The organism is Streptomyces abyssomicinicus (genome assembly GCF_008974245.1).
In the GTDB taxonomy this organism is placed as follows: domain Bacteria; phylum Actinomycetota; class Actinomycetes; order Streptomycetales; family Streptomycetaceae; genus Streptomyces; species Streptomyces abyssomicinicus.
On the sequence record NZ_BBZI01000007.1, the window covers coordinates 654,127 to 679,945 of the forward strand.

21 protein-coding genes are annotated in these 25,819 nt (G+C 74.0%); 14 read left to right on the forward strand and 7 right to left on the reverse strand.

Annotated features, from left to right (window positions below):
• The first annotated feature begins 2 nt into the window (after window positions 1-2).
• From GBN72_RS16155 to GBN72_RS16170, 4 genes are all read left to right on the forward strand, one after another.
• On the forward strand, window positions 3-1,145 hold the full coding sequence (locus tag GBN72_RS16155; RefSeq protein ID WP_164540690.1) for an acyl-CoA dehydrogenase family protein: 1,143 nt from the start codon (window positions 3-5) through the stop codon (window positions 1,143-1,145).
• A gap of 79 nt (window positions 1,146-1,224) precedes the next feature.
• Window positions 1,225-2,439: an acetyl-CoA C-acetyltransferase gene (locus GBN72_RS16160; protein ID WP_151772484.1), complete on the forward strand. Its 1,215-nt coding sequence runs from the start codon at window positions 1,225-1,227 to the stop codon at window positions 2,437-2,439.
• 50 nt (window positions 2,440-2,489) lie between these two features.
• A complete protein-coding gene (locus GBN72_RS16165) occupies window positions 2,490-4,685 on the forward strand; it encodes a 3-hydroxyacyl-CoA dehydrogenase NAD-binding domain-containing protein (RefSeq protein ID WP_151772485.1) in 2,196 nt (731 codons plus the stop codon).
• Between the two features lie 207 nt (window positions 4,686-4,892).
• Window positions 4,893-6,713 carry an AMP-dependent synthetase/ligase gene (locus GBN72_RS16170; protein WP_151772486.1) on the forward strand — a complete coding sequence of 607 codons (1,821 nt, stop codon included), beginning with the start codon at window positions 4,893-4,895 and terminating at the stop codon, window positions 6,711-6,713.
• A gap of 102 nt (window positions 6,714-6,815) precedes the next feature.
• Here GBN72_RS16170 and GBN72_RS16175 read toward each other — a convergent pair whose 3' ends face one another.
• Window positions 6,816-7,955, reverse strand: coding sequence for an acyl-CoA dehydrogenase family protein (locus GBN72_RS16175; RefSeq protein WP_151772487.1), 1,140 nt, complete (start codon window positions 7,953-7,955; stop codon window positions 6,816-6,818).
• Window positions 7,956-8,082: 127 nt separating this feature from the next.
• Here GBN72_RS16175 and GBN72_RS16180 point away from each other — a divergent pair, with 127 nt between their 5' ends.
• On the forward strand, window positions 8,083-8,709 hold the full coding sequence (locus GBN72_RS16180; RefSeq protein ID WP_151772488.1) for a TetR/AcrR family transcriptional regulator: 627 nt from the start codon (window positions 8,083-8,085) through the stop codon (window positions 8,707-8,709).
• A 53-nt stretch (window positions 8,710-8,762) separates the two neighbouring features.
• Here the strand turns inward: GBN72_RS16180 and GBN72_RS16185 are convergent, their stop codons facing one another.
• Entirely contained in the window at window positions 8,763-10,265 is a 1,503-nt protein-coding gene (locus GBN72_RS16185) for an aldehyde dehydrogenase family protein (protein WP_151772489.1), read from the reverse strand.
• Window positions 10,266-10,543: 278 nt separating this feature from the next.
• On the opposite strand from GBN72_RS16185, the gene GBN72_RS16190 reads away from it, so the two are divergent.
• On the forward strand, window positions 10,544-11,011 hold the full coding sequence (locus tag GBN72_RS16190) for a hypothetical protein (RefSeq protein WP_246212583.1): 468 nt from the start codon (window positions 10,544-10,546) through the stop codon (window positions 11,009-11,011).
• A gap of 6 nt (window positions 11,012-11,017) precedes the next feature.
• Here the strand turns inward: GBN72_RS16190 and GBN72_RS16195 are convergent, their stop codons facing one another.
• Complete coding sequence (locus GBN72_RS16195; protein ID WP_151772679.1) at window positions 11,018-11,944, reverse strand: LysR family transcriptional regulator ArgP; 927 nt, start codon at window positions 11,942-11,944, stop codon at window positions 11,018-11,020.
• 70 nt (window positions 11,945-12,014) lie between these two features.
• Here GBN72_RS16195 and GBN72_RS16200 point away from each other — a divergent pair, with 70 nt between their 5' ends.
• From GBN72_RS16200 to GBN72_RS16210, 3 genes are all read left to right on the forward strand, one after another.
• On the forward strand, window positions 12,015-12,638 hold the full coding sequence (locus GBN72_RS16200) for a LysE/ArgO family amino acid transporter (RefSeq protein ID WP_151772491.1): 624 nt from the start codon (window positions 12,015-12,017) through the stop codon (window positions 12,636-12,638).
• A gap of 99 nt (window positions 12,639-12,737) precedes the next feature.
• Window positions 12,738-13,541, forward strand: a complete 804-nt coding sequence (locus GBN72_RS16205) for an alpha/beta fold hydrolase (RefSeq protein WP_151772492.1) — start codon at window positions 12,738-12,740, stop codon at window positions 13,539-13,541.
• 146 nt (window positions 13,542-13,687) lie between these two features.
• Window positions 13,688-14,971 (forward strand): PP2C family protein-serine/threonine phosphatase, encoded by a 1,284-nt coding sequence (locus GBN72_RS16210; RefSeq protein ID WP_246212584.1) that lies wholly within the window; start codon window positions 13,688-13,690, stop codon window positions 14,969-14,971.
• A gap of 73 nt (window positions 14,972-15,044) precedes the next feature.
• Here the strand turns inward: GBN72_RS16210 and GBN72_RS16215 are convergent, their stop codons facing one another.
• Window positions 15,045-15,860: a methyltransferase domain-containing protein gene (locus GBN72_RS16215; RefSeq protein ID WP_151772494.1), complete on the reverse strand. Its 816-nt coding sequence runs from the start codon at window positions 15,858-15,860 to the stop codon at window positions 15,045-15,047.
• A gap of 446 nt (window positions 15,861-16,306) precedes the next feature.
• On the opposite strand from GBN72_RS16215, the gene GBN72_RS16220 reads away from it, so the two are divergent.
• Together GBN72_RS16220 and GBN72_RS16225 are read left to right on the forward strand one after the other, a co-directional pair.
• Window positions 16,307-17,263 (forward strand): phytoene/squalene synthase family protein, encoded by a 957-nt coding sequence (locus GBN72_RS16220; RefSeq protein WP_151772495.1) that lies wholly within the window; start codon window positions 16,307-16,309, stop codon window positions 17,261-17,263.
• A 244-nt stretch (window positions 17,264-17,507) separates the two neighbouring features.
• Window positions 17,508-18,659, forward strand: a complete 1,152-nt coding sequence (locus GBN72_RS16225) for an NAD(P)H-dependent flavin oxidoreductase (RefSeq protein ID WP_151772496.1) — start codon at window positions 17,508-17,510, stop codon at window positions 18,657-18,659.
• 64 nt (window positions 18,660-18,723) lie between these two features.
• Here GBN72_RS16225 and GBN72_RS16230 read toward each other — a convergent pair whose 3' ends face one another.
• Window positions 18,724-19,971 (reverse strand): cytochrome P450 family protein, encoded by a 1,248-nt coding sequence (locus GBN72_RS16230; protein WP_151772497.1) that lies wholly within the window; start codon window positions 19,969-19,971, stop codon window positions 18,724-18,726.
• Window positions 19,972-20,151: 180 nt separating this feature from the next.
• Window positions 20,152-21,033 (reverse strand): universal stress protein, encoded by an 882-nt coding sequence (locus GBN72_RS16235; protein WP_174887143.1) that lies wholly within the window; start codon window positions 21,031-21,033, stop codon window positions 20,152-20,154.
• A gap of 288 nt (window positions 21,034-21,321) precedes the next feature.
• Here GBN72_RS16235 and GBN72_RS16240 point away from each other — a divergent pair, with 288 nt between their 5' ends.
• A complete protein-coding gene (locus GBN72_RS16240; protein ID WP_246212586.1) occupies window positions 21,322-21,807 on the forward strand; it encodes a GNAT family N-acetyltransferase in 486 nt (161 codons plus the stop codon).
• 189 nt (window positions 21,808-21,996) lie between these two features.
• Complete coding sequence (locus GBN72_RS16245; protein WP_246212536.1) at window positions 21,997-23,034, forward strand: glycerophosphodiester phosphodiesterase family protein; 1,038 nt, start codon at window positions 21,997-21,999, stop codon at window positions 23,032-23,034.
• 121 nt (window positions 23,035-23,155) lie between these two features.
• Here the strand turns inward: GBN72_RS16245 and GBN72_RS16250 are convergent, their stop codons facing one another.
• Window positions 23,156-23,536 carry an ArsR/SmtB family transcription factor gene (locus GBN72_RS16250; protein WP_151772500.1) on the reverse strand — a complete coding sequence of 127 codons (381 nt, stop codon included), beginning with the start codon at window positions 23,534-23,536 and terminating at the stop codon, window positions 23,156-23,158.
• Window positions 23,537-23,707: 171 nt separating this feature from the next.
• Between GBN72_RS16250 and GBN72_RS16255 the strand changes: the two genes are divergently transcribed.
• Window positions 23,708-25,753, forward strand: a complete 2,046-nt coding sequence (locus GBN72_RS16255; RefSeq protein ID WP_151772501.1) for an NAD(+) synthase — start codon at window positions 23,708-23,710, stop codon at window positions 25,751-25,753.
• Window positions 25,754-25,819 lie beyond the last annotated feature (66 nt).

The following is a 25,819-nucleotide window of genomic DNA, read 5'->3' on the forward strand; positions in this document are numbered from 1 at the left end:
CCATGGACCGAGAGCTGTACGGCCCCGACCACGAGGCCTTCCGCGAGACGGTGCGGACCTTCCTCGCCAAGGAGGTGACCCCGCACCACGAACGCTGGGAGAAGGACGGCGTCGTCGACCGCGAGGTGTGGCGCTCGGCGGGCCGCCAGGGTCTGCTGGGCATGGCCGTCGGGGAGGAGTACGGCGGCGGAGGGACCGGCGACTTCCGTTACAGCGCCGTGCTCATCGAGGAGTTCGCCCGCGCCGGCGCCTCCGGGCTGGCCCTCAGTCTGCACAACGACATCGTCGGGCCCTACCTGACCCGGCTCGCGAACGAGGAGCAGCGAAGGCGCTGGCTGCCCGGCTTCGTCTCCGGCGACATCGTCACCGCCATCGCCATGACGGAACCCGGCGCCGGGTCCGACCTCCAGGGCATCCGCACCACGGCCACCGACGAGGGCGACCACTACCTGCTCAACGGCACCAAGACGTTCATCTCCAACGGCATCCTCGCCGACCTCGTCGTCGTGGTCGCCCGCACCACGCCCGAGGGCGGCAGCGGCGGGCAGAGCCTGCTCGTCGTCGAGCGCGGCACCGAGGGCTTCGAACGCGGCCGCAACCTCGACAAGATCGGCCAGAAGGCCCAGGACACCGCCGAGTTGTTCTTCCACGACGTGCGCGTCCCCAAGGAGAACCTGCTGGGCGAGGAGAACAAGGCCTTCGCCTACCTGATGGGCAACCTCGCCCAGGAACGGCTGGCCATCGCGGTCGGCGCCGCCGCCGCGGCCGAGACGATCCTCGACGTCACCAAGACGTACGTGAAGGAGCGCGAGGCGTTCGGGAGGCCGCTGGCCAGGCTCCAGCACATCCGCTTCGAGATCGCCGAGATGGCCACCGAGGCGGCCGTCACCCGGACCTTCCTGGACCGCTGCGTCGTCGAGCACAGCCGGGGCGAACTCGACGCCGTGCACGCCTCGATGGCCAAGTGGTGGGCCACCGAACTGCAGAAGCGCGTGGTCGACCGCTGCCTCCAGCTCCACGGGGGCTACGGCTACATGAGCGAGTTCCCGGTGGCCCGGGCGTTCCTCGACAGCCGCATCCAGACCATCTACGGCGGCACCACCGAAATCATGAAGGAGATCATCGGCCGCTCCCTCCTCGGCTGAGGGCCGACCGGCTCCCGCCCGCACCACCCGTGTGAGTTCTCGGCTTCTCCCACACCCGGAAATGGAAGGCACACCCAAGGTGAGCACCGAAGCGTACGTGTACGACGCGATCCGCACCCCCCGCGGGCGCGGCAAGGCCGACGGGGCCCTGCACGGAACCAAGCCGGTCGACCTGGTCGTCGGCCTGATCCACGAGACCGTCCGCCGCTTCCCGGGCCTCGACCCGGCGGCGGTCGACGACATCGTCCTCGGCGTGGTCGGCCCGGTGGGCGACCAGGGAGCGGACATCGCCCGCACCGCCGCCATCCTCGCGGGCCTGCCGGACACGGTGGCCGGCGTGCAGGAGAACCGCTTCTGCGCCTCCGGCCTCGAGGCCGTCAACCTGGCCGCGATGAAGGTCCGTTCGGGCTGGGAGGACCTGGTCCTGGCCGGCGGCGTGGAGTCGATGTCGCGTGTGCCCATGGGCAGCGACGGCGGTGCCTGGGCGCAGGACCCGCGCACCAACCACGACACCGGCTTCGTCCCCCAGGGCATCGGCGCCGACCTGATCGCCACCCTGGAGGGCTTCTCCCGCCGCGACTGCGACGAGTACGCGGCGCTCTCCCAGGAGCGGGCCGCCGCGGCGTGGAAGGACGGCCGCTTCGACCGGTCCGTCGTCCCCGTCCGGGACCGCAACGGGCTGCCGGTCCTCGACCGGGACGAGCACATGAGGCCCGGCACGAGTGCCGACTCGCTCGCCAGGCTCAAGCCCTCGTTCGCCACGATCGGCGAGGCGGCCGGCTTCGACGCGGTGGCGCTGCAGAAGTACCACTGGGTCGAGAGGATCGAGCACGTCCACCACGCGGGGAACTCCTCGGGCATCGTGGACGGCGCGGCGCTGGTCGCGATCGGGACCAGGGAGGTCGGTGAGCGCCACGGCCTGACCCCGCGGGCGCGCATCGTCTCCGCGGCCGTCTCCGGCTCCGAGCCCACCATCATGCTCACCGGGCCCGCCCCGGCCTCCCGCAAGGCGCTCGCCAAGGCCGGCCTGACCATCGACGACATCGACCTGGTCGAGATCAACGAGGCGTTCGCCGCCGTCGTCCTGCGCTACGCCAAGGACATGGGCCTGAGCCTGGACAAGGTCAACGTCAACGGCGGCGCCATCGCCATGGGCCACCCGCTCGGTGCCACCGGCGCGATGATCCTCGGCACCCTGATCGACGAACTGGAGCGCCGCGACCTGCGGTACGGGCTGGCCACCCTCTGCGTCGGCGGCGGTATGGGCATCGCCACCGTCGTCGAACGCCTCTGACCGCCGTCGACCCTCCGCAGCCGTCCACCTTCACGGGAGACCAGTCAGCCATGGACACCACCGCACGACCCTCCACCATCCGCTGGGAAGAGTCCGACGACCACGTCGTCACCCTCGTCCTCGACGACCCGGACCACTCCGTCAACACCATGAACGCCGCGTTCATCGACTCGCTGGACGCGGTCGCCGCCCGGCTGACGGAGCGCCGGGACGAGATCCGGGGCGTCGTCGTCACCTCCGCCAAGAAGACCTTCTTCGCCGGCGGAGACCTGCGCGACCTGATCTCCGTCACGCCGGAGACGGCCGGGGCCTCCTTCGAGGCCGGGATGCGCGTCAAGCGCTCGCTGCGCGTCCTGGAGACGCTGGGCAGGCCGGTCGTCGCCGCGATCAACGGAGTCGCGCTGGGCGGCGGTTACGAGATCGCGCTGGCCTGTCATCACCGTGTGGTGCTGAACAGCCCTTCCGCCCGCGTCGGGCTTCCCGAGGTCACCCTGGGGCTGCTGCCCGGAGGCGGGGGAGTGACCCGGACCGTCCGCATGTTCGGCGTGGCGGAAGCCCTGCAGAAGGTCCTCCTGGAGGGCACGCAGTACGGGCCGGCGAGCGCCCTGGAAGCCGGACTGGTCGACGAGATCGCCGCCGACCACGACGAACTCCTCGCCAAGGCGCGGGCGTTCGTGGACGCGCACCCGGAGTCCGCGCAGCCCTGGGACGCGCCCGGGTACCGCATCCCCGGCGGCACCCCCGCGCACCCGAAGTTCGCCGCGCAACTCCCCGCGTTCCCGGCGCTGCTGAAGAAGAAGACCGGCGGTGCCCCGTACCCGGCTCCCCGCAACATCCTCTCGGCGGCCGTGGAGACCGCCCAGGTCGACGTGGACACCGCCTTCGTCGTCGAGGCCCGGTACCTGACCGAACTGGTCACCGGCCAGATCACCAAGAACATGATCCAGGCGTTCTTCTTCGACCTCCAGGCCGTCAACTCCGGCGCCAGCCGCCCCGAGGGCGTCGAGCCGCGCAAGGTCGCCAAGGTCGCCGTGCTCGGCGCGGGCATGATGGGCGCCGGCATCGCCTACTCCTGCGCCAGGGCCGGCATCGAGGTCGTCCTGAAGGACGTCTCCGCCGAGGCCGCCGCCCGGGGCAAGGCCTACTCCGAGAAGCTCTGCGCCAAGGCCGTCTCCCGCGGCCGCACCACCCAGGAGAAGGCCGACGCCCTGCTCGCCCTCATCACCCCCACCGCCGACGTCCAGGACCTGGCCGGCTGCGACGCGGTGATCGAGGCCGTCTTCGAGGACACCGGCCTCAAGCACAAGGTCTTCCAGGAGATCCAGGACGTCGTCGCCCCCGACGCGCTGCTGTGCTCCAACACCTCCACCCTCCCCATCACCGGGCTCGCCAAGGGGGTCGAGCGGCCGCAGGACTTCGTCGGCCTGCACTTCTTCTCCCCGGTCGACAAGATGCCGCTGGTGGAGATCGTCAAGGGGGCGAAGACCGGCGACGAGGCGCTGGCCCGCGCGTTCGACCTGGTGCGCCAGATCCGCAAGACGCCGATCGTGGTCAACGACTCCCGGGGCTTCTTCACCTCCCGCGTCATCGGCCGCTTCATCGACGAGGGCGTCGCCATGGTCGGCGAGGGCGTCGAGCCCGCGTCCGTCGAGCAGGCCGCCGCCCAGGCCGGCTACCCGGCCAAGGTGCTCAACCTGATGGACGAGCTGACCCTCACCCTGCCGCGCAAGATCCGCGAGGAGACCCGCCGAGCCGTCGAGGAGGCGGGGCAGCACTGGGAGCCGCACCCCGCCGACGCCGTCGTCGACCGCATGATCGACGAGTTCGGCCGCACCGGCCGCAGCGGCGGCGCCGGGTTCTACGACTACGTGGACGGCAGGCGGGCGGGCCTCTGGCCGGGCCTGCGCGAGCACTTCACCGACCCCGCGGCGCAGCCCGCCGACCTGACCGAGCTGGTCGAGCGGATGCTCTTCGTCGAGGCGCTCGACTCGGTGCGCTGCCTGGAGGAAAACGTCCTGGTCTCGGTGGCGGACGCCAACATCGGCTCCATCATGGGCATCGGCTTCCCGGCCTGGACCGGCGGCGTGCTCCAGTACGTCAACGGCTACCAGGGCGCCGCCGGGGCCGGCCTGCCCGGCTTCGTCGCCCGCGCCCGCGAACTGGCCGGGAAGTACGGCGACCGCTTCCAGCCGCCCGCACTGCTGGTGGAGAAGGCGGAGAAGGGCGAGACGTTCGCCGACTCCTGAGCCGCCCGGGGGACCGCGGCGCCCCCGGCCCGTGTCCGCACCTCCTGAGCACCGACCGGTCCGCCCGGGCCGGGCCGTCCTTCCCCTCGGCCCGGCCCACCGCGGCCCGGCGCACCCCATGCCGCGTTCCGCCCGGCATGCCCGCCGGGGCGTCCCCACCGCCCCGGCCTCCCCGGACGTTCCCTTCCGACCCGCATGGAGGCCCCGATGACATCCACCGCCGACCTGCTCAGCGCCCCGGCCGACCTGACCCTGCCGCGGCTGCTCGCCCGCAACGCCGAGGAGTACCCCGACCTCCCCGGCCTCTCCTGGAAGCCGGCCGAGGACCCCGAGAACTGGACGACGTTCACCTGGGCGCAGATCCACGAGCACACCCGCCACCTCGCCGCCGGTTACGCCGCGCTCGGCGTCGGCCGCGGCGACCACGTGCTGATGATGATGTCCAACCGGCCCGAGCACTGGCTCTCCGACCTGGCGCTGGTGCGGCTCGGCGCCGTCCCGGTCAGCGTCTACGGCACCGCGGCCCCCGAGCAGATCACCCACATCGCCCGCAACTGCCGGGCCCGGATCGCCGTGGTGGAGGGAACGGCGCAGACCGCGGTGTGGGAGCCGCTGCTGGCCGACGCGGACACCCCGCTGGAGCGGCTCGTGGTGGCCGAGCCGGGCGAGGAGGGCAGCCACTTCCCGTACGCCGCGCTGCTCCGGGAGCCGGTGTCGGAGGAGTTCGCCAAGGAACTGGACGCCGCCCGCTCCGACGACCCGCTGACCGTCGTCTACACCTCCGGCACCACCGGCGAGCCCAAGGGCGTCGTCCTCACCCACCGCCAGGTGATGTCCAACGCCCTGGCGCTGGACGCCGTGGTGGAGCTGCCCCCGCACGTCGAGCACATCTGCTACCTGCCGTTCGCCCACATAGCCGAACGGATGCTCGGCATCTACCTGCCCTGTCACCGGGCCTCCCACGTCTACCTCTGCGCCGACCCGACGGCTGTCGCCGGGGTGGTGCGCGAGGTGCGTCCCGCGCAGTTCTTCGGCGTGCCGAGGATCTGGGAGAAGCTGTCCGCCGCCGTGCGGGCCGTCCTGTCGCTGATGCCCGCCGAGCAGCGGGGCGTCATCGACCAGGCCTTCGAGGTGGCCCGTGAACACGTCGCCTGCCGCGAGCGCGGCGAGACGCCGTCCGCCGAGCTGGAGGAGCGCTACGCCCGTGTCCGCAAGGACGTGCTGCTGCCGATGCTGGCCGCGGGCGGCCTGGACCGGGTGACCTGGTCGGCCAGCGCGTCGGCGCCCATGTCGGTGGACGTCGTCAGGTTCTGGGCCGGCTTCGGCGTCGTCATCATGGACGCCTGGGGGCTGACCGAGACCACCGGCGTGACCACCAGCAACAGCCCCAAGCTCGGCTTCCGGCTCGGCTCGGTGGGGCGCCCGATGGAGTCCGTCGAGGTCAGGATCGCCGACGACGGCGAGATCATGGTGCGGGGCACGTCCCTCTTCTCCGGCTACCTCCAGCCGGACGGCTCGGTGCGCTCCGCCCTCGACGAGGACGGCTGGCTCGCCACCGGCGACATCGGCCGGACGGACGAGGACGGGTACCTCTGGCTCACCGACCGCAAGAAGGAGATGATCATCACCTCCACCGGCAAGAACGTCTCGCCGGCCCTGGTGGAGAACGCGCTGAAGGAGCACCCGCTGATCGGCCAGGCGATGGTGCACGGCGACAACCGCTCCTACCTGGTCGCCCTGCTGGTCCTCGACCCGGAGGCCGCACCGGCCTGGGCCGCGGCCAACGGCGTCGACGCCGAGGGCGGACCCGCCGCGCTGGCGGAGCACCCCGCGGTCCGCGCCGAGGTGGACCGCGCGGTGGCCGCGGCCAACTCCCGGCTCAACCGCACCGAGCAGGTCAAGCGGTACGAGCTGCTGGCCGAGGAGTGGGGGCCGGGCGGCGGCGAGCTGACGCCGTCGCTGAAGATGCGGCGCCGGGTCATCCGGGAGAAGTACGCCGACGCGCTCACCGGGCTGTACCAGGACTGAACGGGGGCGCCCCCACGCTCCGCAGGCACGAGGCGGCCGCCCACCCCGCACCGGGGGTGGGCGGCCGCCTCGCGTGGGGATCCGTGCGGACCCAGGGCCCGCTCAGAGGCCGTAGGTCTTGCCGATGACGTCCCGCTGGATCTCGCTGGTCCCGCCGTAGACCGTGGAGACGACCGCGGCGCGCAGATGGCGCTCCATGTCGAACTCGGTCGTGTAGCCGTAGCCGCCCATCATCTGCATGCCTTCCAGGGCCGCCCGCTTGGCGACCTCGGTGGCCTTCAGCTTGGCCATGGACGCCTCGCGCGGGAACAGCTTGTCCGGCTGCGCGTCGCAGTCCAGGGCCACCTCGCGCACCAGCAGCCGGGTGCACTCGATCTCGGTGGCGAGGTCGGCGATCCGGTGCCGCAGCGCCTGGAACGAGCCCACGGGACGCCCGAACTGCTCACGCTCGCGGACGTAGGTCACCGCGTCGTCGAAGGCGCGGCGCGCCAGTCCCAGCATGTTCGCGGCGAGGAAGAGCCGCTCGTAGTTCAGCCCGGCCATCAGCTGCCGCCAGCCGTTGTCCACCTGCCCGACGACCGCGTCGGCGGGCAGCCGCACACCGGTGAGGAAGACGTCGTTCACCTCCCTGCCGCCCATGGTGTCGATGCGCCGCACCTCCACGCCCGGGGTGCCGGAGGGCAGGTGGAACATGGTGAGACCGCCATGCTTGTCCTCGCCGGTGCGGGCCACCAGCAGGATGTGCTTCGCGCAGTGCGCGTTGGAGATCCACGTCTTCTGGCCGTCGATCACCCACGAGCCGTCCGCGTCCCGCCGGGCCTGGCAGCGCAGCGCGCCGACGTCCGACCCGGCCCCCGGCTCCGACATGGCGATGGACAGGACGTCCCCGTTGATCACGCCGGTCAGCACCTCGCGCCGCTGCTCCTCGGTGCCGAACTTCTCGTACGCCTTCGCGGCGATGACGGTGGTGACGAAACCGCCCGCCGGGACCATGCCGTACGAGGTCTCCTCCAGGAACAGGCAGGCGTCGGCCAGCCCGCCGCCGGCGCCCCCGTACTCCGTGGGCAGGCACACCCCGAGCCAGCCGAGATCGGCGAGCCTGCCGTACAGCCCGGGATGGTGCGCCTCCCGGCCGCCGTCGGTCAGCGCGTCACGCTGTTCACGGGTACCGCACTCGCGCTTGGCGAGGTCGCGGATGGCCGCGACGAAGTCGGCCTGTTCTTCGGTGAGTCGACTGCCCATCAGGTCCTCCGGTCTCCGGTGCCGGTCGGTGGTCCGGCCGGGGTCGCACGGGAAAGAGAGTTACAAAGAGATGATAAGTGTTTCATCGTCTCTCGGGGAGATCTTCGCCGGTATCGTGAGGAGCACCATGAAGACTGACGCGGACGACTCCTTCCTCACCCGGGCCCTCGGCCGGTCCGAGACCGAGGACCGGACGGCGCAGCGGATCCTCGACGCCGCGCTGGAACAGTTCACCCTTTTCGGCCTGCGCCGCTCCTCCGTGGACGACGTCGCCAAACGGGCCGGCGTCTCCCGGGTCACCGTCTACCGGCGCTTCCAGACCAAGGACCGGCTCGTCGAGGACACCCTGCTGCGTGAGCACCGGCGGTTCTTCCAGCGGCTGGACGCCGCGGTGGCCGCGCTGCCGACCATGGAGGAGCGGGTGGTCGAGGGGTTCGTGGTCGCCCTGCGCCACACCCGTGCCCACCCGCTCTTCGGAGGGCTGCTGCGCCTGGAGCCCGAGGTGGTGCTGCCCTACCTCACGGTGCAGGGCGGCTCCTCGCTCTCCGCCACGGTGGAGTACCTGACGGGTCATCTGCGCAGGGCCCAGCAGGCCGAGGGGCGGCCCGACGAGGACCCCCGGCCGGTCGCCGAGCTCATGGTGCGGGTCGCCGTGTCGTTCCTGCTCAACCCCACCAGTTGCATCGAGACGGGCGACGAGGACCAGTCCCGCGCCTTCGCCCGCCGCTACCTGGCCCCCCTGCTCGGAGCCTGACCGGCCGGACCGTCGGCACGCGCGGTCCGGCCGGCCGGGCGCGCCGGCGTCGCTCAGCGGCGCCGGTGCAGCGCCTGGGCCATCCGCACGGCCCGCTCGCGGGCGGCGGCCGGCAGGTCGAAGGAGGTCAGTGCGATGGGCGGGGTGAAGCGCTGCACGGTCGTCGACTGCACGGAGGTGAAGGCGCGCAGGCCCTCCTCGCCGTGGATGCGGCCGAAGCCGGAGTCCTGGGAGCCGCCGAACGGCAGGGCGGGAACGGCCGCGAAGCCGAGCACGGAGTTCACCGACACCGCGCCGGCCCGCAGCCGTGCGGCGATCGCCGCCCCGGCACGCCCGTTGCGGCAGAACACGGCGGCGCCCAGGGCGTAGCGGGAGGCGTTCGCGCGGGCCACGGCCTCGTCGACGTCGGCGACCTCGTTGATCGTGACGACCGGTCCGAAGGTCTCCTCGGTCATCGCGGCGGCGTCCTCCGGCACCCCCGTCAGCACGACGGGCGCGACGTACGGCGCCCGGACCGACTCCGGGCCGCCGAGCAGGGCGCGTCCTCCGGCCGAGACGGCCCCCTCCACGTGCCGTTCGACGACCGCGATCTGGCCCGGCATCGTCATCGGGCCGTAGGCGGCGTCCTCCCCTCCCGTCGGCAGGGCCTCGGCGCGCCTGACGACACGTTCGCACAGCCCGGCGTGGATCTCGCGCACGGCGTAGACCCGCTCCACCCCGGCGCAGGTCTGGCCGGCGTTGCTCAGCGCGCCCCACACGACGGCGTCGGCGGCGGCGTCGAGGTCGGCGTCCGCGGTGACGATCACGGCGTCCTTGCCGCCGCACTCGGCGAGGAACGGCGTCAGGCCCTCCGCGCACACCGCCATCACCTTGCGGGCCGTTCCCGGCGAGCCGGTGAACGCCAGCTTGTCGACGCCGGAGCGGGCCAGGGCCTCGCCGGTGGCCGCGCCGCCGGTGACGGTGGTGAGCAGTCCCGCGTACTCGGGCACGGCGGCGTCGAAGAGCGCGGCGAGCAGGACCCCGGTGGCCGGGGTCAGCTCGGAGGGCTTGAAGACCACGGCGTTCCCGGCCGCCAGGGCGTACCCGATGGACCCCATCGGGGTGTAGCAGGGGTAGTTCCACGGCCCGATCACGCCGACCACGCCGAGCGGCCGGTGTTCCACGGTGGCGCGCTGGTGGACGGTGAAGAGCGTGGTGCCCACCTTGCGCCGGCGCAGGACGCGTTCGGCGTTCCGGGCCGCCCAGGCCAGGTGCTCCAGGGTGAGGACGACCTCCAGCTGGGCGTCGCCGGCCGGCTTGCCGGTCTCCTCGGCGATGGTCCGTGCCACGGTGTCCAGTTCGCGGGCCAGGGTGCGCTTCCAGTCCAGCAGGTGGGCGCGGCGCCGGGCCGCGGGCAGCGCGGCCCAGCCCTCCTGCACCTTCCGGGCCTGGGCGACCGCGTGGGCGACCTGCTCGGGGCCGTCCGACGGATGCTCGGCGAGCGGCTCGCCGGTCGACGGGGAGTACGTGGTGAAGACCGCCGCGGGTGGCGTGGTGTCCGGGGTGGTTCGGGTCATCGGAGCTCCTGTTCCGGGGCCGGTGCGGGCCAGGTCGTCGAGGGTCGGGCCGAGGGGGAGGGTGCGTGCTGTGGGGGAGCACCGTATGGTGAGCCGAAGATACAAAAACTATTCACTTGTTTCATGAGGTGCGTCAATAGTCCGGCCCGTGCGGGGCTCTGTCGCGCGGCGGGAAAGGGGTTTAGCATGCGCATGACAGAGATCAAGGCCGGTCGAGACATCAGGGGTGAACGATGAGGGCGAAGACGTACGCGGTCCTGGCGGCGTCCGTACTGACCATGGGGCTGGCCATGGCCCCGGGCACCGCGGTCGCCAAGGAGTCGGCCGCCGCGGCGGTGACCAAGATCAGTCACTCCACCGCGACGACCATGTTCCGCAACGCCGGCATCGGCTGGACCTCCAGCGGCGGCTGTTCGAACCGCAACACCTCCACCTGTACCTCGTTCGAGCAGCTCAACCTGGCCACCGCGCAGGGCGCGGTGACGCTGCGGAACGCGTCGGGGTGCGCCATGACCATCACCGGCGGCACCGAGACGGGGCACGCGAGCGGGACGTACAGCCACTGGAACGGCTACAAGCTCGACTACAGCCTCACCACCTGCCTCGGCAACTACATCACCGGCAGCTTCACCCGCATCGCCAACCGCAGCGACGGCGCGGCCCAGTACCAGTCGGCCTCCGGGAACATCTATGCCCGGGAGGGCAACCACTGGGACGTCACGTACTACAACTGCGGCGGCTGCTGACCGCCGTCAGCCGCGCGGGGCGGGCGTGCCGCCGGGGTGGTGCAACGCCTCGGCGGCCGCGGTGAGGACGGCCTGCGCGACAAGGGCGAGGGCCGGGACGTCCAGCTTCCACTGCTGCCAGTGCAGCGGGACGTCCACCCGCCTTCCCGGCGCCAGTTCCCGGAGTCGCCCCGCGCGCAGGAGCGGTGCGGCGTGCGGCTCCGGGACCAGGCCCCAGCCCAGGCCGGCGACCACCGCGTCGCAGAAGCCCTCGGACGTCGGCACGTGGTGCCGGAGGCGCCCGGCGCCGGCGGCGCCGGGCGCGAGCGAGCGGACGAACCGGTCCTGGAGCTCGTCGCGCCGGTCGAAGACGATCACGGGGGTCTCCGGCAGGAGCCGCTCCAGCGGCCCGCCCGACAGGTGCCGCTCCATGAATCCGGGGCTCGCCACCGGGAGGTACCGGGCCAGGCCCAACGGGCGCACCGTGCAGCCCGTCACCGGCTCCGCCGAGGACGTCACCGCGGCCATGACCTGCCCGTCCCGCAGCAGGGTGGAGGTGTGCGCCTCGTCCTCGCGGCGCAGCTCGAAGCAGACCGGCGGATCCTGCGGCACCCGGGTCAGCGCCGGGAGGAACCAGGTCGCCAGGGAGTCCGCGTTCACCGCGATCGGCACCCGGGCCGGCGCCGCGGCGTCCGCCAGCCCCAGCTCGGCGGCGGCGTCCTGCTCCAGTGCGGCCAGCTGGCGGGCGAAGCGCACGACCACCTGTCCGGACTCCGTCGGCCGCACCGGCTTGGTGCGGCTCAGCAGCACGCGCCCGGTGCGCTGCTCCAGTGTCTTGATCCGCTGACTGACCGCCGACGGCGTGACGTGCAGGGCGGCCGCGGCTGCGTCGAAAGTCCCCTCGTCGACGACGGCGAGCAGGGTGCGCACCTGGTCATGGGGCAGATCGTTCATCACGCCAGCTAATGATAGTTAAGAAACTTCAGCTGTACTAATGAGGCTCGTCCGCATAGCGTCGGATCACGTGAACAGCGGTTTTCTCCCGGCGGCACTCGCCGGATTCGGTACAGGGCTCTCCCTCATCGTCGCCATCGGCGCCCAGAACGCCTTCGTCCTCCGTCAGGGGGTGCGCCGGCAGGCGGTGCTCGCCGTGGTCGGCATCTGCTTCGTCTCCGACGCGGTGCTCATCGCGCTCGGCGTCGCCGGTCTGGGCGCGGTGGTCACGGCCTGGCCCGCCGCGCTGACCGTGGTCGGCCTCGCCGGCGGAGCCTTCCTGATCTGCTACGGGGCGCTGGCCGCCCGTCGTGCCCTGCGGCCGGCCGGAGAGGCGCTGAGCGTCCAGGGCGCCGCGGCGGGCTCGGTGCGCACGGCCGTGCTGACCTGCCTGGCCATGACCTGGCTCAACCCGCACGTCTACCTCGACACGGTGCTGCTGCTGGGCTCCGTCGCCTCCGACCAGGGCTCACTGCGCTGGGTCTTCGGGGGTGGTGCGATGCTGGCCAGCCTGGTGTGGTTCGCGGGACTGGGCTACGGGGCCCGGCTCCTCGGCGGGGTGCTGTCCCGCCCCGCCGCCTGGCGGATCCTGGACACCCTGGTGGCGGCCACGATGCTGCTCATGGGCGCCATGCTGCTGGTCCGCGCCCTGTGACGGACCGGTGGCGGGGCGGTGCGCGCCGCCCCGCGACCGGGTCGCCTTCCCGCGGGGCCGCGCTTGGTGAAGTGGGCGTGCTGCCGCAGGATGGGTGATATGGGCGTTCTGCAAAGAAACAGGGTGAATGTCGTCGGCGATCCCGACGGGCCGGTCGTGATGCTGGCGCACGGGTTCGGATGCGACCAGAACATGTGGCGGCTGGTCGTGCCCCGGTTGGCCGCCCGCCACCGCCTGGTGCTGTTCGACTACGTCGGCGCCGGGGGCTCCGACCCCTCCGCATGGAGCGAGGAGCGGTACTCCTCCCTCGACGGGTACGCCCGCGACGTCGTGGAGATCTGCGAGGAACTCGACCTGCGGGACGTCGCCTTCGTCGGCCATTCGGTGAGCTCCATAATCGGCGTCCTGGCGGCCAGGGCGGCGCCGGACCGGATCGGCGCGCTGGTGATGATCACGCCGTCGCCGTGCTACATCGACCAGGGCGGGTACCGCGGCGGTTTCAGCAGGGAGGACATCGACGAACTGCTGGCCTCCCTGGACGCCAACTACCTCGGCTGGTCGTCCGCCATGGCGCCGGTGATCATAGGCAACCCCGACCGCCCCGAACTCGGCGAGGAACTCACCGAGAGCTTCTGCTCGACCGATCCGGCCATGGCCCGCGTCTTCGCGGAGGCCACCTTCCTCTCCGACAACCGGGACGACCTCGCCCGGGTGGACGTCCCCACGCTGGTGGTGGACTGCGCCCAGGACGCGCTCGCGCCGCGTGAGGTCGGGGCCTTCGTGCGCGACCACATCGCCGGCTCCCGGCAGGTCACCCTGGACGCCAACGGCCACTGCCCGCACCTGAGCGACCCGGACGCCACCGCCGACGCCGTCCTCGACTTCCTGGAGCACGAGCGGTGAGCGCGGAGGAGGAAGGGGAAGGGGAACGGGGCGACGGCGCCGCGGCGCCGTCACGGGAGGCTCCCGACGCCCCCGACGCCCCCGACGCCCCGGACGCCCCGGACGCCCCGGACGCCCCGGAGGAACCGGAGACTCCGGAGGTCGCCGTGGCATCGGCGGACGCGCCGCGGGCCTCACCGCCGGGGCGGACGCTGCCCACGGACGACGCGGAGGAACTGTACGACTCGGCGCCCTGCGGCTACCTGTCCACGCTCATGGACGGCACCATCATCAGGATCAACACCACGCTCCTGCGCTGGCTGGGCGCCGACCGCGCGGAGACGGTGGTGGGCCGCAGACGCTTCGCGGACCTCCTCACCGCCGGGGGACGGCTCTACCACGAGACCCACTTCGCCCCCCTGCTGCGGATGCGGGGCGAGATCGGCGGCGTCGCGCTGGAACTGCGGACCGCCGACGGCTCACGGCTGCCGGTCCTGGTGTCGTCCACCGTCAAGCACGACGCCGAGGGCGTGCCCCAGCTCATCCGCACCACGGTGTTCGACGCCTCCGACCGGCGGACCTACGAGGAGGAACTGCTGCGGCAGCGCAAGGCAGCCGAACAGGCCCGGCGTGAGGCGGAGGCCGCCCGCAGGCAGGCCGACGGCGACCGGACCCGGCTGGAGGAGACCTTCCGGGTGCTCCAGCAGGCCCTGCTGCCGCCGGAGCTGCCCACGGTGCCCGGGCTGGAACTCGCCTGCCACTACCGGCCCGCCTCGGCCGAGCGGCTCGGCGGTGACTTCTACGACGTCTTCGAAGTCGGCGGGGACCGCTGGGCGTTCTTCCTCGGCGACGTCAGCGGCAGCGGACCGGAGGCGGCGGCGGTCACCTCGCTGACCCGCTACACCCTGCGGGCGGCCGCCTTCCACGACCAGGACCCGCTGGGGGCGCTGGAAGCGCTCAACGAAGCGCTGTACGGGAACAACGCGGACGGCGACGCGGATCCGCGGTACTGCACGGCCGTGGTCGGCTTCCTCGAGCCGGACCCGGAACGGGGCGAGGTCCGCGTCCGGCTGGTCTCCGGAGGGCACCCGCCCGCGCTGATCCTGCGGGCGGAGGGCGGGGCGGAGTACCTGGAGACACCTGGCGGGATGCTGGTCGGGGTCGTCGCCGACGCGGACTTCGTGTCCGCGGCCACCACCCTCGAGGCCGGCGACACCATGCTGCTCTACACGGACGGACTCACCGAGGCCCGCACCGGGGAGCGCCCCGGAGAACTGTTCGGCGGCGACGGGCTGCGGGAGTTCGCCCGCGGACTCGCCCGCCGCGGCCCGGACGGGCTGGTCGCCGAGGTGCGGGCCCTGCTGGACCGCTTCGGCGACGCCCTGGAGGACGACACCGCGCTGCTCGCCCTCGGCGCCCCGGCCCGGCCCCCCGGCCCATCCGCCACCTGACCCGCGCCGTCACCTCCCGCGCCCCGGTGCGGTCCACGCGCCCCGCCCCCGTCCGCCGCTCACCGTCCGCCGCTCACCGATGGCCGTCCGCCGTGATGGGGCCGTCGTCCGCCGTGACGCGGCGGTCGTCCGCCGTGGTCCGCCGGCCGTCCGCCGCCACCAGGTCACGGTCCGCCGTGACGGGGTGCCGCCGTCCGGCGAAGGTGTACGCCACGCCCGCCTGCCAGCCCGGCAACGGCAGCACCCGCACCCCGTCGAACCCCGCCCGGCGCATCCGGGCGGCGAACTCCGGCGCGGTGTCGAACTCCAGGACGCTGCGCCACAGATGACGGTAGAGCACCCGGTCGCCGGTCACCGTGCCCAGCGGGACCACGACGCCCCGGCAGACCGCGGACCACACCGCCCGGTCGGTGCGCCGCCCGCCGAGCGCGTACTCGTGCGCCACCAGCCGGCCGTCGGGGACCAGCAGGTCGTGGACGCCGCGCAGCAGGGCGTCGGGACCGGCGACGTTGCGGAAGAGGTAGGCGGCGAAGACGGCGTCGAACGGTCCGTGCGAGGCCCGTGCGACCAGGTTCTCCGCCGTCGCGTGGACGAACCGCACCCGCTCGAGGCCCCGCCGGGACCGGGCCCGGGCGAGCATCGCCGCCGACGCGTCCGCGCCCACGATCTCCGCGTGCGGGAAGGCGGCGGCCAGCGCCGCGGTCGACGCTCCCGTGCCGCAGCCCAGGTCCAGCACCCGGCGGCCCGTGCCGCCGTCCGGCAGGGCCAGCCGGCGCGCGGAGCGGCGCAGGTGGGCGTGGTAGCCGGGGTTGAGGGCGACCAGCCGGTCGTAGGAGTCGGCGCCGCGGTCGAAGGCCGCGGTCAGTTCGGCGTCGTGCAACAGGGTCATCGGTCGGCTCCAGGGCGGGGCGGGGAGGCGCGGAACGGACGGGACGGGGAACGGCGGGGCGGCCGGGGGGCCGTCGCCGCGGCGCGGACCGGCGGGGCGGGTGGGCGCGGTGACCGCGGCGGGCGGTCCCCGCCCGCTGTCCGTCGCCCGCGCCGCCCGCACCGCGCGCTGTGGCGCTCCGGCGGAGTATCGCGCCGCCCGGCGCCGGGGACGCGGCACCGGCGCGGCGGGTGCCCGCCGGAAGGGTGATCCGCCCACGGGATCGGGCTAAGGAGGCGCGGCGAGGGGGACGCATGGTTCGCCGTGGGCCCGCCGTACGGCGGGGCACGCGCCGTGCGGGCGCACCGCGGGCGCCGACGCCGTCGAGGAGGATTCCTGGTGACACCCGCCGACCGGACCGCTCCGGGGAACGCCGCCGGGACCACCGGGCCGAGGGACGGCGGGAGATGACCCGCCGGGAACTCGACGCGGCCGGCATCACCGACCCGGCGCTGCGCGCCGCCTACGACCGCTGCCGCCGGCTGAACGCCCGCCACGGACGCACCTACTTCCTCGCCACCCGGCTGCTGCCGCCGGCGCGGCGGCCCGCCGTGCACGCGCTCTACGGCTTCGCCCGGTGGGCCGACGACATCGTCGACGACCTCGGTGGCGGAGCCACCCGCGAACAGCGTGCCGCCGCCCTCACCGGCCTGGAGCAGCGGCTGCGGCAGGCGCTGGCGGGCCGCCCTCCCGCCCAGGACCCCGTGGTGCGGGCGGTCGCCGACACCGCCGCCCGGTACGCCGTCGACGGCGCCCACTTCACCGACTTCCTGCGCTCCATGCGCAGCGACCTGACCGTCACCGACTACGCCACCTACGGCGACCTGCGGCGCTACATGCACGGCTCGGCCGCCGTCATCGGCCTCCAGATGCTCCCCGTGCTGGGCGCGGCGGACCGTGAACTGGCCGCCCCGCGCGCCGCCGCACTGGGCGTCGCGTTCCAGCTCACCAACTTCCTGCGGGACGTCGGCGAGGACCTGGACCGCGGCCGGATCTACCTCCCCGCCGACCTGCTGGCAGCACACGGCGTCGACCGGCCCCTGCTGCTGTGGAGCCGCCGGACCGGGCGCCACGACCCGCGGATCACCGCGGCGCTGCGGGCCGCCGAGGACCTCACCCGGAGCGTCTACCGGGAGGCCGCACCCGGCATCGCCCTGCTCGACCCGGTGGCGCGACCCTGCATCCGCACCGCGTACGTGCTCTACCAGGGCATCCTGGACGCCGTCGCGGCCTGCGGATACGCGGTGCTGCACCGGCGTGCCGTGGTGCCGCGCCGCCGCCGGGCGGCCGTCGCCGCCGACGGGCTGGCCCGGGTCGCCGCGGCGCGGGCCCGGGCCCGCCTGACCGGCGCGATGGGCGGGTGAACCCGCTCCCGCGGCCGCGTGGGCACCGGTACCCGCAGGCCACGGCGGCGAGCCGGGCGTGACGCCCCGACGGCCGTGACCGGAGGCCGCCGGAGCGGGCCACGAGAGCGAGGTGCCGGAGCGGGCGCCGGAGCGGGCGCCGACCGGACGGGCGAGCGGCCGGCGGGAGCATCCCGGCCGGCCGGGCGTCCGGGGAACGCCGCGGCGAGGACCCGAGGGCGGACGTGCGGGACGGCTCCCTAGAGTGGCCCCCGACGGCAACGGGTCCCGACCTCCGCACCGTCCGTGTCATCCCGCGCCACCCGCACCGTCCGTACCGCCGCATCGTCCGCGTCACCCGCATCGGAGCATCGTGCCCACTCGCCTTCTCGACCGCCTCGGACCGACCCTGCCCGTCCTCGCCGCGCCGATGGCCGGCGGATCGGGGACACCCGAACTGGTGGTGGCCGCCGCGCGGGCCGGAAGCCTGGGCTTCCTGGCGGGCGGTTACCGGACGCCGGAGGCGCTGGCGGCACAGATCGAGGCCGTGCGGGACACCGGGGTGGTGTTCGGCGTCAACCTCTTCGCCCCGCCTCCCGTGCCCGTCGACCCACGGGCGTACCGGGCCTACGCCGACGCCCTGGCGCCCGAGGCGGAACGCCGCGGCACGGCCCTGCCGGACGGGCCGCCGGTGGAGGACGACGACCGCTGGCGGGAGAAGACCGAGCTGCTGCTGGCCCGGCCGGTGCCGGTGGTGTCGTTCACCTTCGGCCTCCCCGGCGTGGAGCTGGTGGAGGCGCTGCGCGGCGCCGGGACGGTCGTGCTCCAGTCGGTGACGTCACCCGAGGAGGCCCTGCGGGCGGCGGACCAGGGCGTCGACGGCCTGGTGGTGCAGGCCGCGGCGGCCGGCGGGCACTCCGCCACCCTCACCCCCGAACGCCCGCCCGCCGACGTGCCGTTGCCCGAGCTGGTCGACGCGGTGCGCCGCAGCGTGCCGCTGCCCCTGATCGCCGCCGGCGGGGTCGCCGACGCCCGCGACGCCGCGGCGGCGGTGCGGGCCGGGGCCGAGGCCGTCTCCGTGGGCACCCTGCTGCTGCGCACCCACGAGAGCGGGGCGTCCGGGCCGCACCGCGACGCCCTGACCGACCCCGCCTTCACCGGCACGGTGCTCACCACCGCGTTCACCGGCCGCCCCGCCCGCGCGCTGCGCAACCGCTTCACCGACCTGTACGGCCCGTCGGCCCCGCTCGGCTACCCCGCGCTGCACCACCTCACCGCCCCGCTGCGCAAGGCGGCCACCGAGGCCGGAGACACCTCGATGATCCACCTGTGGGCCGGCGCAGGCCACCGCCGGGCACGCGTCGAGCCCGCCGCCGACACCCTGCGCCGCCTGGCCGCCGACCTGCCGGTGCGGTAGCCGGGCTCCGCCGCCGGAGCGGCCCGGCGCCGTCAGGCGGTCAGGCGGTCAGACGGTCAGGCCGTCAGGCCGTCAGGAACACCGGGAGGCCGGTGAGGGCGTTGGAGACGACGCCGCCGCGCCGGGGCAGCTCGTCACCGGAGGCGAGGCGCAGGTCCGGGAAGCGGGTGAAGAGACCCTCCAGGGCGATCTCCGTCTCCAGACGGGCGAGCGGCGCGCCGATGCAGAAATGCGGGCCGTGGCCGAAGGACAGGTGGCGGAAGGCGGGACGGGCGAGGTCGAAGACGTCGGCGCTCTCCCCGTACTCCCGGCCGTCGCGGCCGGCCGAGGCGAAGGAGGCGAGGACGGCCTCGCCCCGGCGGATCACGACGCCGTCGACCTCCAGGTCCTCCAGGGCGTAGCGGAGCGGGAAGTGGTTGACCGGGGAGTCCCAGCGCAGGGTCTCCTCGGTGACGGCCGACCAGGGCACCGCACCGGAGCGCAGCAGCTCCAGCTGTTCCGGGTGGGTGAGCAGGGCGCGGACCGCGTTGCCCATCAGGTTGATGGTGGTCTCGTGACCCGCCACCAGCAACTGCAGGAGGGTGCCCACCAGTTCGTCGGCGCCGAGCCGGCTGCCGTCGGCCTCCCGGGCGGCGATCAGCGCGGTGGTCAGGTCGTCGCCGGGCTCCCGGGCGCGCAGGTCGACCAGGTCGGTCAGGAGGGCGAAGGCGTCGCGCTGGACGGCGCCCATGTCCGGCCCGGAGGGACCGGTCCCCGCTCCGACGAGGGCGTTGCTGAGCTCGTGCATGCGGTCCCACCGGTCGCCGGGCAGGCCGACCAGTTCGCAGACGACCTGGACCGGCAGCGGCAGGCAGAACTCCGGCCGCAGGTCGACCGGGTGACCCGCCGGGTGGCCGGCGAGGCGGTCCAGGAGCCCGGACACCAGGAACTCCACCCGTGGGCGCAGCTCCTCGACCCGGCGCGGGGTGAACGCCTGCCCGAGCAGGTTGCGCAACCGCCGGTGGTCGGCTCCGTCGGAGGTCAGCAGGCCGGGCACGACGGCGAAGTTGATCAACGGCCAGTCGGCGGGCACCCGGCCCTCGGACAGGGCGGTCCAGTGGGAGGGATGCTTGCCGACGCGGGGGTCCGCGAGCAGGTCGCGCAGCGTGGCGTAGTGGGGCACCACCCATGCCTCGACGCCCTGGGGGAGTGCCACCCGGGTCGCGGGGCCCGCGTCGCGGAGCCCGGCGTTCTGCTCGTGCGCGGTGTTCCCGAGGGTGGTGATGTCGACGGCTCCGGAGAACGGGCAGGCGAGGGCTTCGGTGTCGGCCATGAGGGAAGCTCCGTGTGTGGGTGCGCCGGCGGAAGCCGCCCGGGCCGACTGCCCTTGGCGCAAGGCGACTTGGACGCCCGGCCCGTGCGACAAGGGCGGAGCGTACAGGGATTCGCACGGTCGGTCACCGGCGCGCGGCCGGCCGCACGGGGCCGCCCGGGCGGGCGGCCTTCCGGTCCGTCAGTGACGGCCGCGGACCACGACCACCGGGCAGTCGGCGTGGTGGAGCAGCGCCTGGCTGACCGAGCCGAGCAGCATGCCCTGGAAGCCGCCCCGCCCACGGGCGCCGACCACGAGAAGACGGGCGTCGCCGCTCGCCTCCAGCAGGGCGGGGCGGATCCGGGAGCGGACCAGCCGCGGCTCGACCACGACGTCCGGGTGGGCGGCGCGGTGACGGGCCAGCGTCTCGTCCAGCAGGCGCCGCTGCGCCTCCCGCAGCCGGTCGACGTCCACCACGATCCGCAGCGGGTCGAGGGGGTCGTCGTCGAGGGCCCGCTCGCTGCGGGTGTTCCACACGTGCATCGCGACCAGCGGCGCCCCGCGCAGCGCGGCCTCGGCGAAGGCGAAGGCCACCGCCGCCTCACCGGCCTCGGAGCCGTCGACGGCCAGCACCACCGGCCCGGCCGGGGAGGAACGGCCCCGCACCACCAGCAGAGGGCACCGCCCGTGCGCGGCCAGCTGCACGGCCGTCGAGCCCAGCAGCAGCGAGGAGAAGCCGCTGAGGCCGCGGCTGCCGACCACCGCCAGCGCCGCCGACCGCGACTCGATGGTCAGGACCTCCAGCGGCTCGCCCGAGACCACCGAGCGGGTGACCTCCAGGCCCGGCACACGGTCGTGGGCCCGCTGCTCCGCCTCCGAGGGCACCCCGTGCACCAGCCCCGCCAGGCCCCGCCCGGTCATCTCCGGCGGCGGGGTGACGCCCGGCATCCGCGAGGGCCGGTTGCCGAAGGCGTGCACGATGCGCAGCGGGACGCCGCGCAGGTGCGCCTCGTCCGCCGCGACGTCGACCGCGGCGAAGCCGGACGGCGAACCGTCCACCCCGACGATCACTGGTTCGTTCACTTCCGGCTCCCGTCCCGGCCCGTCCGCCTCCGCCGGCGCCCGTGGTCCGGCCTGGTCCAGGACCAGCCTCGCCGAGGCGGGGGACCGGGGCCACCGGGCGGGGCCCGGCCGTGGGCGGCGGAGGCGGCGGTACGGGCGGCTCGGGCGCCGCGACGGCCTGGCAGGATGACCGTCGTGACCACACGACCTCCGACCCCGACCACCACCGCGGGCGCGACCACCACCGCGAGCGCGACCGGCCTGCTGATCCGCCCGGGAACCCCGGACGACGTGCCGGCCGTCCTCGCGATGCTCGACGCCGCGATCGTCTGGATGAACGCGCGCGGCAACACCGAGCAGTGGGGCACGACGCCCTACTCGCGCAAGCAGGGCGGGGTGGAGCGCGTCCAGCGGTACTTCACCGAGTGCCGTCCCTTCGTCGCCGAACTGGACGGCGTCCCGGCCGGAGCGCTGGTGCTGCACACGGGCCCGAGCCCGCAGGTGCCGATCCCCCCGGCCGGGGAACCCGAGCGGTACGTCCGGCTGCTGGTCTCCGACCGACGCCACGCCGGCCACGGCATCGGTGCCGCGCTGCTCGCCCACGCCGTCCAGGAGGCCCGGCGGGCCGGGGTCGCCCTGCTGCGGGTGGACTGCTGGGCGGGCGAGGAGGGACGGCTGGTCTCGTTCTACGAGCGCAACGGCTTCTCCCGCACCGAGGAGTTCCAGGTCGGCGCCTGGCCGGGCCAGGTCCTCGCGCAGCGCGTCGGCCCGGGCGAGGACGGTCCGGGGCGGTAGGGCGGCGGGCCGCTTCCGCCGGGCTTCACCGGAAGGCGGGGCACCGGTCACGCGGGCGTCGCCGAGGACGGGCAGGCTCGGGGGATGAGACCTCGTCCGAGAGCAGTGGAACCCCGGCCGGCGGCACGTCCTCCCCGCCGGCGGCCGGCCCGGTGGCCGGCCGTCGCCGCGGCCCTGGTTCTGTCGCTGGTGCTTCCGGCCGCCGGTACCGCGGCGGCCTCCGAACGCCCGCCCCAGGCGCGGCAGTTCGACCTCCAGGCGCACCGCGGCGGCGCCGCGATGACCGTCGAGAACACGCTGCCGGCCTTCGCGCGGGCGCTGGAACTCGGGGTCACGACCCTGGAACTCGACGTCCAGATCACCGAGGACGGCCACGCGGTCGTCACCCACGACCGGGACGTCCAGGAGCGCAACTGCCGGGACACCGGGCCGGCGTTCCCGGGTGACCCCGAGTACCCGTACGTCCCCGGCCGGACGTACGTGAAGGACCTCACGCTCGCCCAGATCCGCACGCTGGACTGCGGGTCCCTCCGCCAGGCGGTGTTCCCCGCCCAGGCACTCGCGCCCGGGGCGCGGATGCCGCTGCTCTCGGAGGTGTACGCGCTGGTGCACCGGTACCGGGCCTACGGTGTCACGCTGAACGTGGAGACCAAGGTCGAGGCCGGGGCGCCTCAGGAGACCGCGCCGCGGGAGCGGTTCGTGCGGACCGTGATCACCGAGACGCGGCGGGCGCGGATGGTGCGGCAGGTCACGGTCCAGAGCTTCGACTGGGGCGCGCTGAGGAGGGTCCGGGAACTGGAGCCCCGGCTGCCGGTGGTGGCGCTCACCAACGGACAGCAGTTCCTCCAGCAGGGTGTGCCGGGGGCCTCGCCCTGGCTCGGCGGGCTGGACATCGACGACTTCGAGGGCTCGCTCCAGCGGCGCTACGTGGCCGCCGCGGCCTCCCTCGGTGCCGACGCCGTCTCCCCGGTGCACGGCGATCCGCAGGGCGGCGGGATCGGGACCCCGGGCTACACGCCGTTCACGACACGGGAGTTGGTCACGGCGGCGCACGCGGAAGGGATGAAGGTGGTGCCCTGGACCGTGGACGACCCGGCGACCGTCCGCCACCTGCTCGGTCTCGGCGTGGACGGCCTCATCACCAACGCCCCCGACACCGTCCGCGCGGTACTCGCGGAGGAAGGCCACCGCCTGCCCCGCGCCTACCCCCGCCCGGCCGCCCCGTGACCACACCCGCCCCGTGACCACACCCGCCCCGTGAAACGACGGCCCTCCGCGCCCACGGGCAGGAACCCACCCGGAGCCCCCCCCGCCGGCCTCCGAGGCGCGGTGGCCGCCGCCGTCCCGGTCAGGCGGCCGTGGCCGGGGGCGTGAGGAGGTGGCCCATCGTGGAGAGGACCGACGGCTCGACCCGGTAGTAGACCCAGGTGCCGCGCCGCTCGGAGGTCAGGAGGCCTGCCTCCCGGAGCTTCTTCAGGTGGTGGGAGACGGTCGGCTGCGACACGCCGACGTCGGAGATGTCGCACACGCACGCCTCCCCGCCCTCGTGGGAGGCCACCGCGGAGAACAGCCGCAGCCGGACCGGGTCGCCCAGGGCCTTGAACATGCGGGCGACGGCCTCCGCCTCCCCGGCGCCCAGCGGGCGCTCGGTCAGCGGCGGGAAGCCCGGCGCGACGGCGGAACCACCGGCCGCGGGGGCGGGGAGAGGGAGCACCTCGCTGTTCGGCATGCCCCCATCGTCCCACCCGGCGGGACGGCGGCCCATGTCGACGCCCGTCGAAACAGGTGAGGCGTCGGAGGGCCCGCGACCGGGCAGTCGTAGGCTTTGCAGTGCCCTGACCGGGCCGACCCGTCGTCGTCAGGGCCGCCGCCTGTCCAACTCTCGTGGGAGTCAGCCCCGTTGAACTTCTGGTCGCTCTACCAGCACGGCTTCGCGCGGATCGCCGCCTGTACCGGCCACGCCGCCATCGCCGACCCCACCGCCAACGCCGAGGCGGTCCTGCGGCAGGCCCGCCGATGTGACGAGGACGGCGTGGCCGTCGCCCTCTTCCCGGAGATGAACCTCTGCGGCTACTCCATCGAGGACCTGCTGCTCCAGGACGCCCTGCTCGACGAGGTGGAGACGGCGCTCGCCGCCGTGGTGGCCGGGTCCGCCGGCCTGCTGCCCGTCCTCGTGGTCGGCGCCCCGCTGCGTCACCGCAACCGGATCTACAACTGCGCCGTGGTGGTGCACCGAGGCCGGATCCTCGGCGTCGCCCCCAAGTCCTACGTGCCGAACTACCGCGAGTTCTACGAGAAGCGGCATATCGCCCCGGGCGACGACGAGCGCGGCGGCACCGTCCGGATCGGCGGGGAGACCGTGCCCTTCGGCGTGGACCTGCTCTTCGCCGCCGAGGACGTGCCCGGCCTGGTGATCCACGCCGAGGTCTGCGAGGACATGTGGGTGCCGGTGCCGCCGAGCGCCGAGGCCGCGCTGGCCGGCGCCACCGTGCTGCTCAACCTCTCCGGCAGCCCCATCACCGTCGGCCGCGCCGAGGACCGCAAGCTGCTCTGCCGCTCGGCGTCCTCCCGCTGCCTCGCCGCCTACGTGTACGCGGCGGCCGGCCTGGGCGAGTCCAGCACCGACCTGTCCTGGGACGGGCAGACCATGATCTACGAGAACGGCGTCCTGCTCGCCGAGACCGACCGCTTCCCGCAGGACGAGCGGTACGCGGTGGCCGACGTCGACCTCGACCTGCTCCGCCAGGAACGCCTGCGGATGGGCACCTTCGACGACAACCGCCGCACCCACGCCGCCCGCACCGGCGACTTCCGCGAGGTCGGCTTCCGGCTGGACGCACCCACCGGGGACCTCGGGCTGCGCCGCCGGCTCGAACGGTTCCCGTTCGTGCCGTCCGACCCGGAACGCCTGGCCCAGGACTGCTACGAGGCGTACAACATCCAGGTCAGCGCCCTCCAGCAGCGTCTGGCGGCGATCGGGGACCCGAAGATCGTCATCGGGGTCTCCGGCGGCCTGGACTCCACCCACGCGCTGATCGTCGCCGCCCAGACCATGGACCGCGCCGGCCGCCCCCGCAGCGACATCCTGGCGTTCACCCTGCCCGGCTTCGCCACCAGCGACCACACCAAGGGCAACGCCCACAAGCTGATGAACGCCCTCGGCGTCACGGCGGCCGAGCTCGACATCACGCCCACCGCGCGGCTGATGCTGAAGGAGATGGACCACCCCTTCTCGGCGGGCGAGCCGGTCTACGACGTCACCTTCGAGAACGTGCAGGCGGGCCTGCGCACCGACTACCTGTTCCGGCTGGCCAACCAGCGCGGCGGCATCGTGCTCGGCACCGGCGACCTCTCCGAGCTGGCCCTCGGCTGGAGCACGTACGGCGTCGGCGACCAGATGAGCCACTACAACGTCAACTCGGGCGTCCCCAAGACCTTCATCCAGCACCTCATCCGCTGGGTCATCGGCAGCGGACAGTTCGACGAGGAGACCGGGAGGACGCTGGCCGCCATCCTCGACACGGAGATCAGCCCGGAGCTGGTCCCCGGCGAGGAGATGCAGTCCACCGAGTCGAAGATCGGCCCCTACGCCCTGCACGACTTCACCCTCTTCCACGTGCTGCGGTACGGGTTCCGGCCGTCGAAGATCGCCTTCCTGGCCTGGCACGCCTGGCACGACGCGGAGGCGGGCGCCTGGCCGGCCAACTTCCCGGAGGCCAAGCGGGTCGCCTACGGCCTCCAGGAGATCCACGACTGGCTCGAGGTGTTCTGCCGCCGCTTCTTCGCCTTCGCGCAGTTCAAGCGGTCGGCCATGCCCAACGGCCCCAAGGTCTCGGCCGGCGGCTCGCTCTCGCCCCGCGGCGACTGGCGCGCCCCTTCCGACAGCTCGGCGGCCACCTGGCTGCGCGACCTGGCGCGCGTCGAGGGCGCGCTCGGCGAGGAGTGACCGCGCGCGTGCGGACACGAGGGTCCCACGCGTGACGGACGGCGGCGGGGCCGCGACCGGAGCACC

Bases quoted from the DNA above. Each gene is read 5' to 3' on its own strand.
- GBN72_RS16195 (WP_151772679.1), bottom strand. From the start codon at position 11,944: ATGAACGATCTGCCCCATGACCAGGTGCGCACCCTGCTCGCCGTCGTC.
- GBN72_RS16240 (WP_246212586.1), top strand. From the start codon at position 21,322: ATGCTCGACGCCGCGATCGTCTGGATGAACGCGCGCGGCAACACCGAG.
- GBN72_RS16180 (WP_151772488.1), top strand. From the start codon at position 8,083: ATGAAGACTGACGCGGACGACTCCTTCCTCACCCGGGCCCTCGGCCGG.
- GBN72_RS16205 (WP_151772492.1), top strand. From the start codon at position 12,738: ATGGGCGTTCTGCAAAGAAACAGGGTGAATGTCGTCGGCGATCCCGAC.
- GBN72_RS16215 (WP_151772494.1), bottom strand. From the start codon at position 15,860: ATGACCCTGTTGCACGACGCCGAACTGACCGCGGCCTTCGACCGCGGC.
- GBN72_RS16220 (WP_151772495.1), top strand. From the start codon at position 16,307: ATGACCCGCCGGGAACTCGACGCGGCCGGCATCACCGACCCGGCGCTG.
- GBN72_RS16250 (WP_151772500.1), bottom strand. From the start codon at position 23,536: ATGCCGAACAGCGAGGTGCTCCCTCTCCCCGCCCCCGCGGCCGGTGGT.
- GBN72_RS16230 (WP_151772497.1), bottom strand. From the start codon at position 19,971: ATGGCCGACACCGAAGCCCTCGCCTGCCCGTTCTCCGGAGCCGTCGAC.
- GBN72_RS16190 (WP_246212583.1), top strand. From the start codon at position 10,544: ATGGGGCTGGCCATGGCCCCGGGCACCGCGGTCGCCAAGGAGTCGGCC.
- GBN72_RS16175 (WP_151772487.1), bottom strand. From the start codon at position 7,955: ATGGGCAGTCGACTCACCGAAGAACAGGCCGACTTCGTCGCGGCCATC.
- GBN72_RS16170 (WP_151772486.1), top strand. From the start codon at position 4,893: ATGACATCCACCGCCGACCTGCTCAGCGCCCCGGCCGACCTGACCCTG.
- GBN72_RS16165 (WP_151772485.1), top strand. From the start codon at position 2,490: ATGGACACCACCGCACGACCCTCCACCATCCGCTGGGAAGAGTCCGAC.
- GBN72_RS16155 (WP_164540690.1), top strand. From the start codon at position 3: ATGGACCGAGAGCTGTACGGCCCCGACCACGAGGCCTTCCGCGAGACG.
- GBN72_RS16185 (WP_151772489.1), bottom strand. From the start codon at position 10,265: ATGACCCGAACCACCCCGGACACCACGCCACCCGCGGCGGTCTTCACC.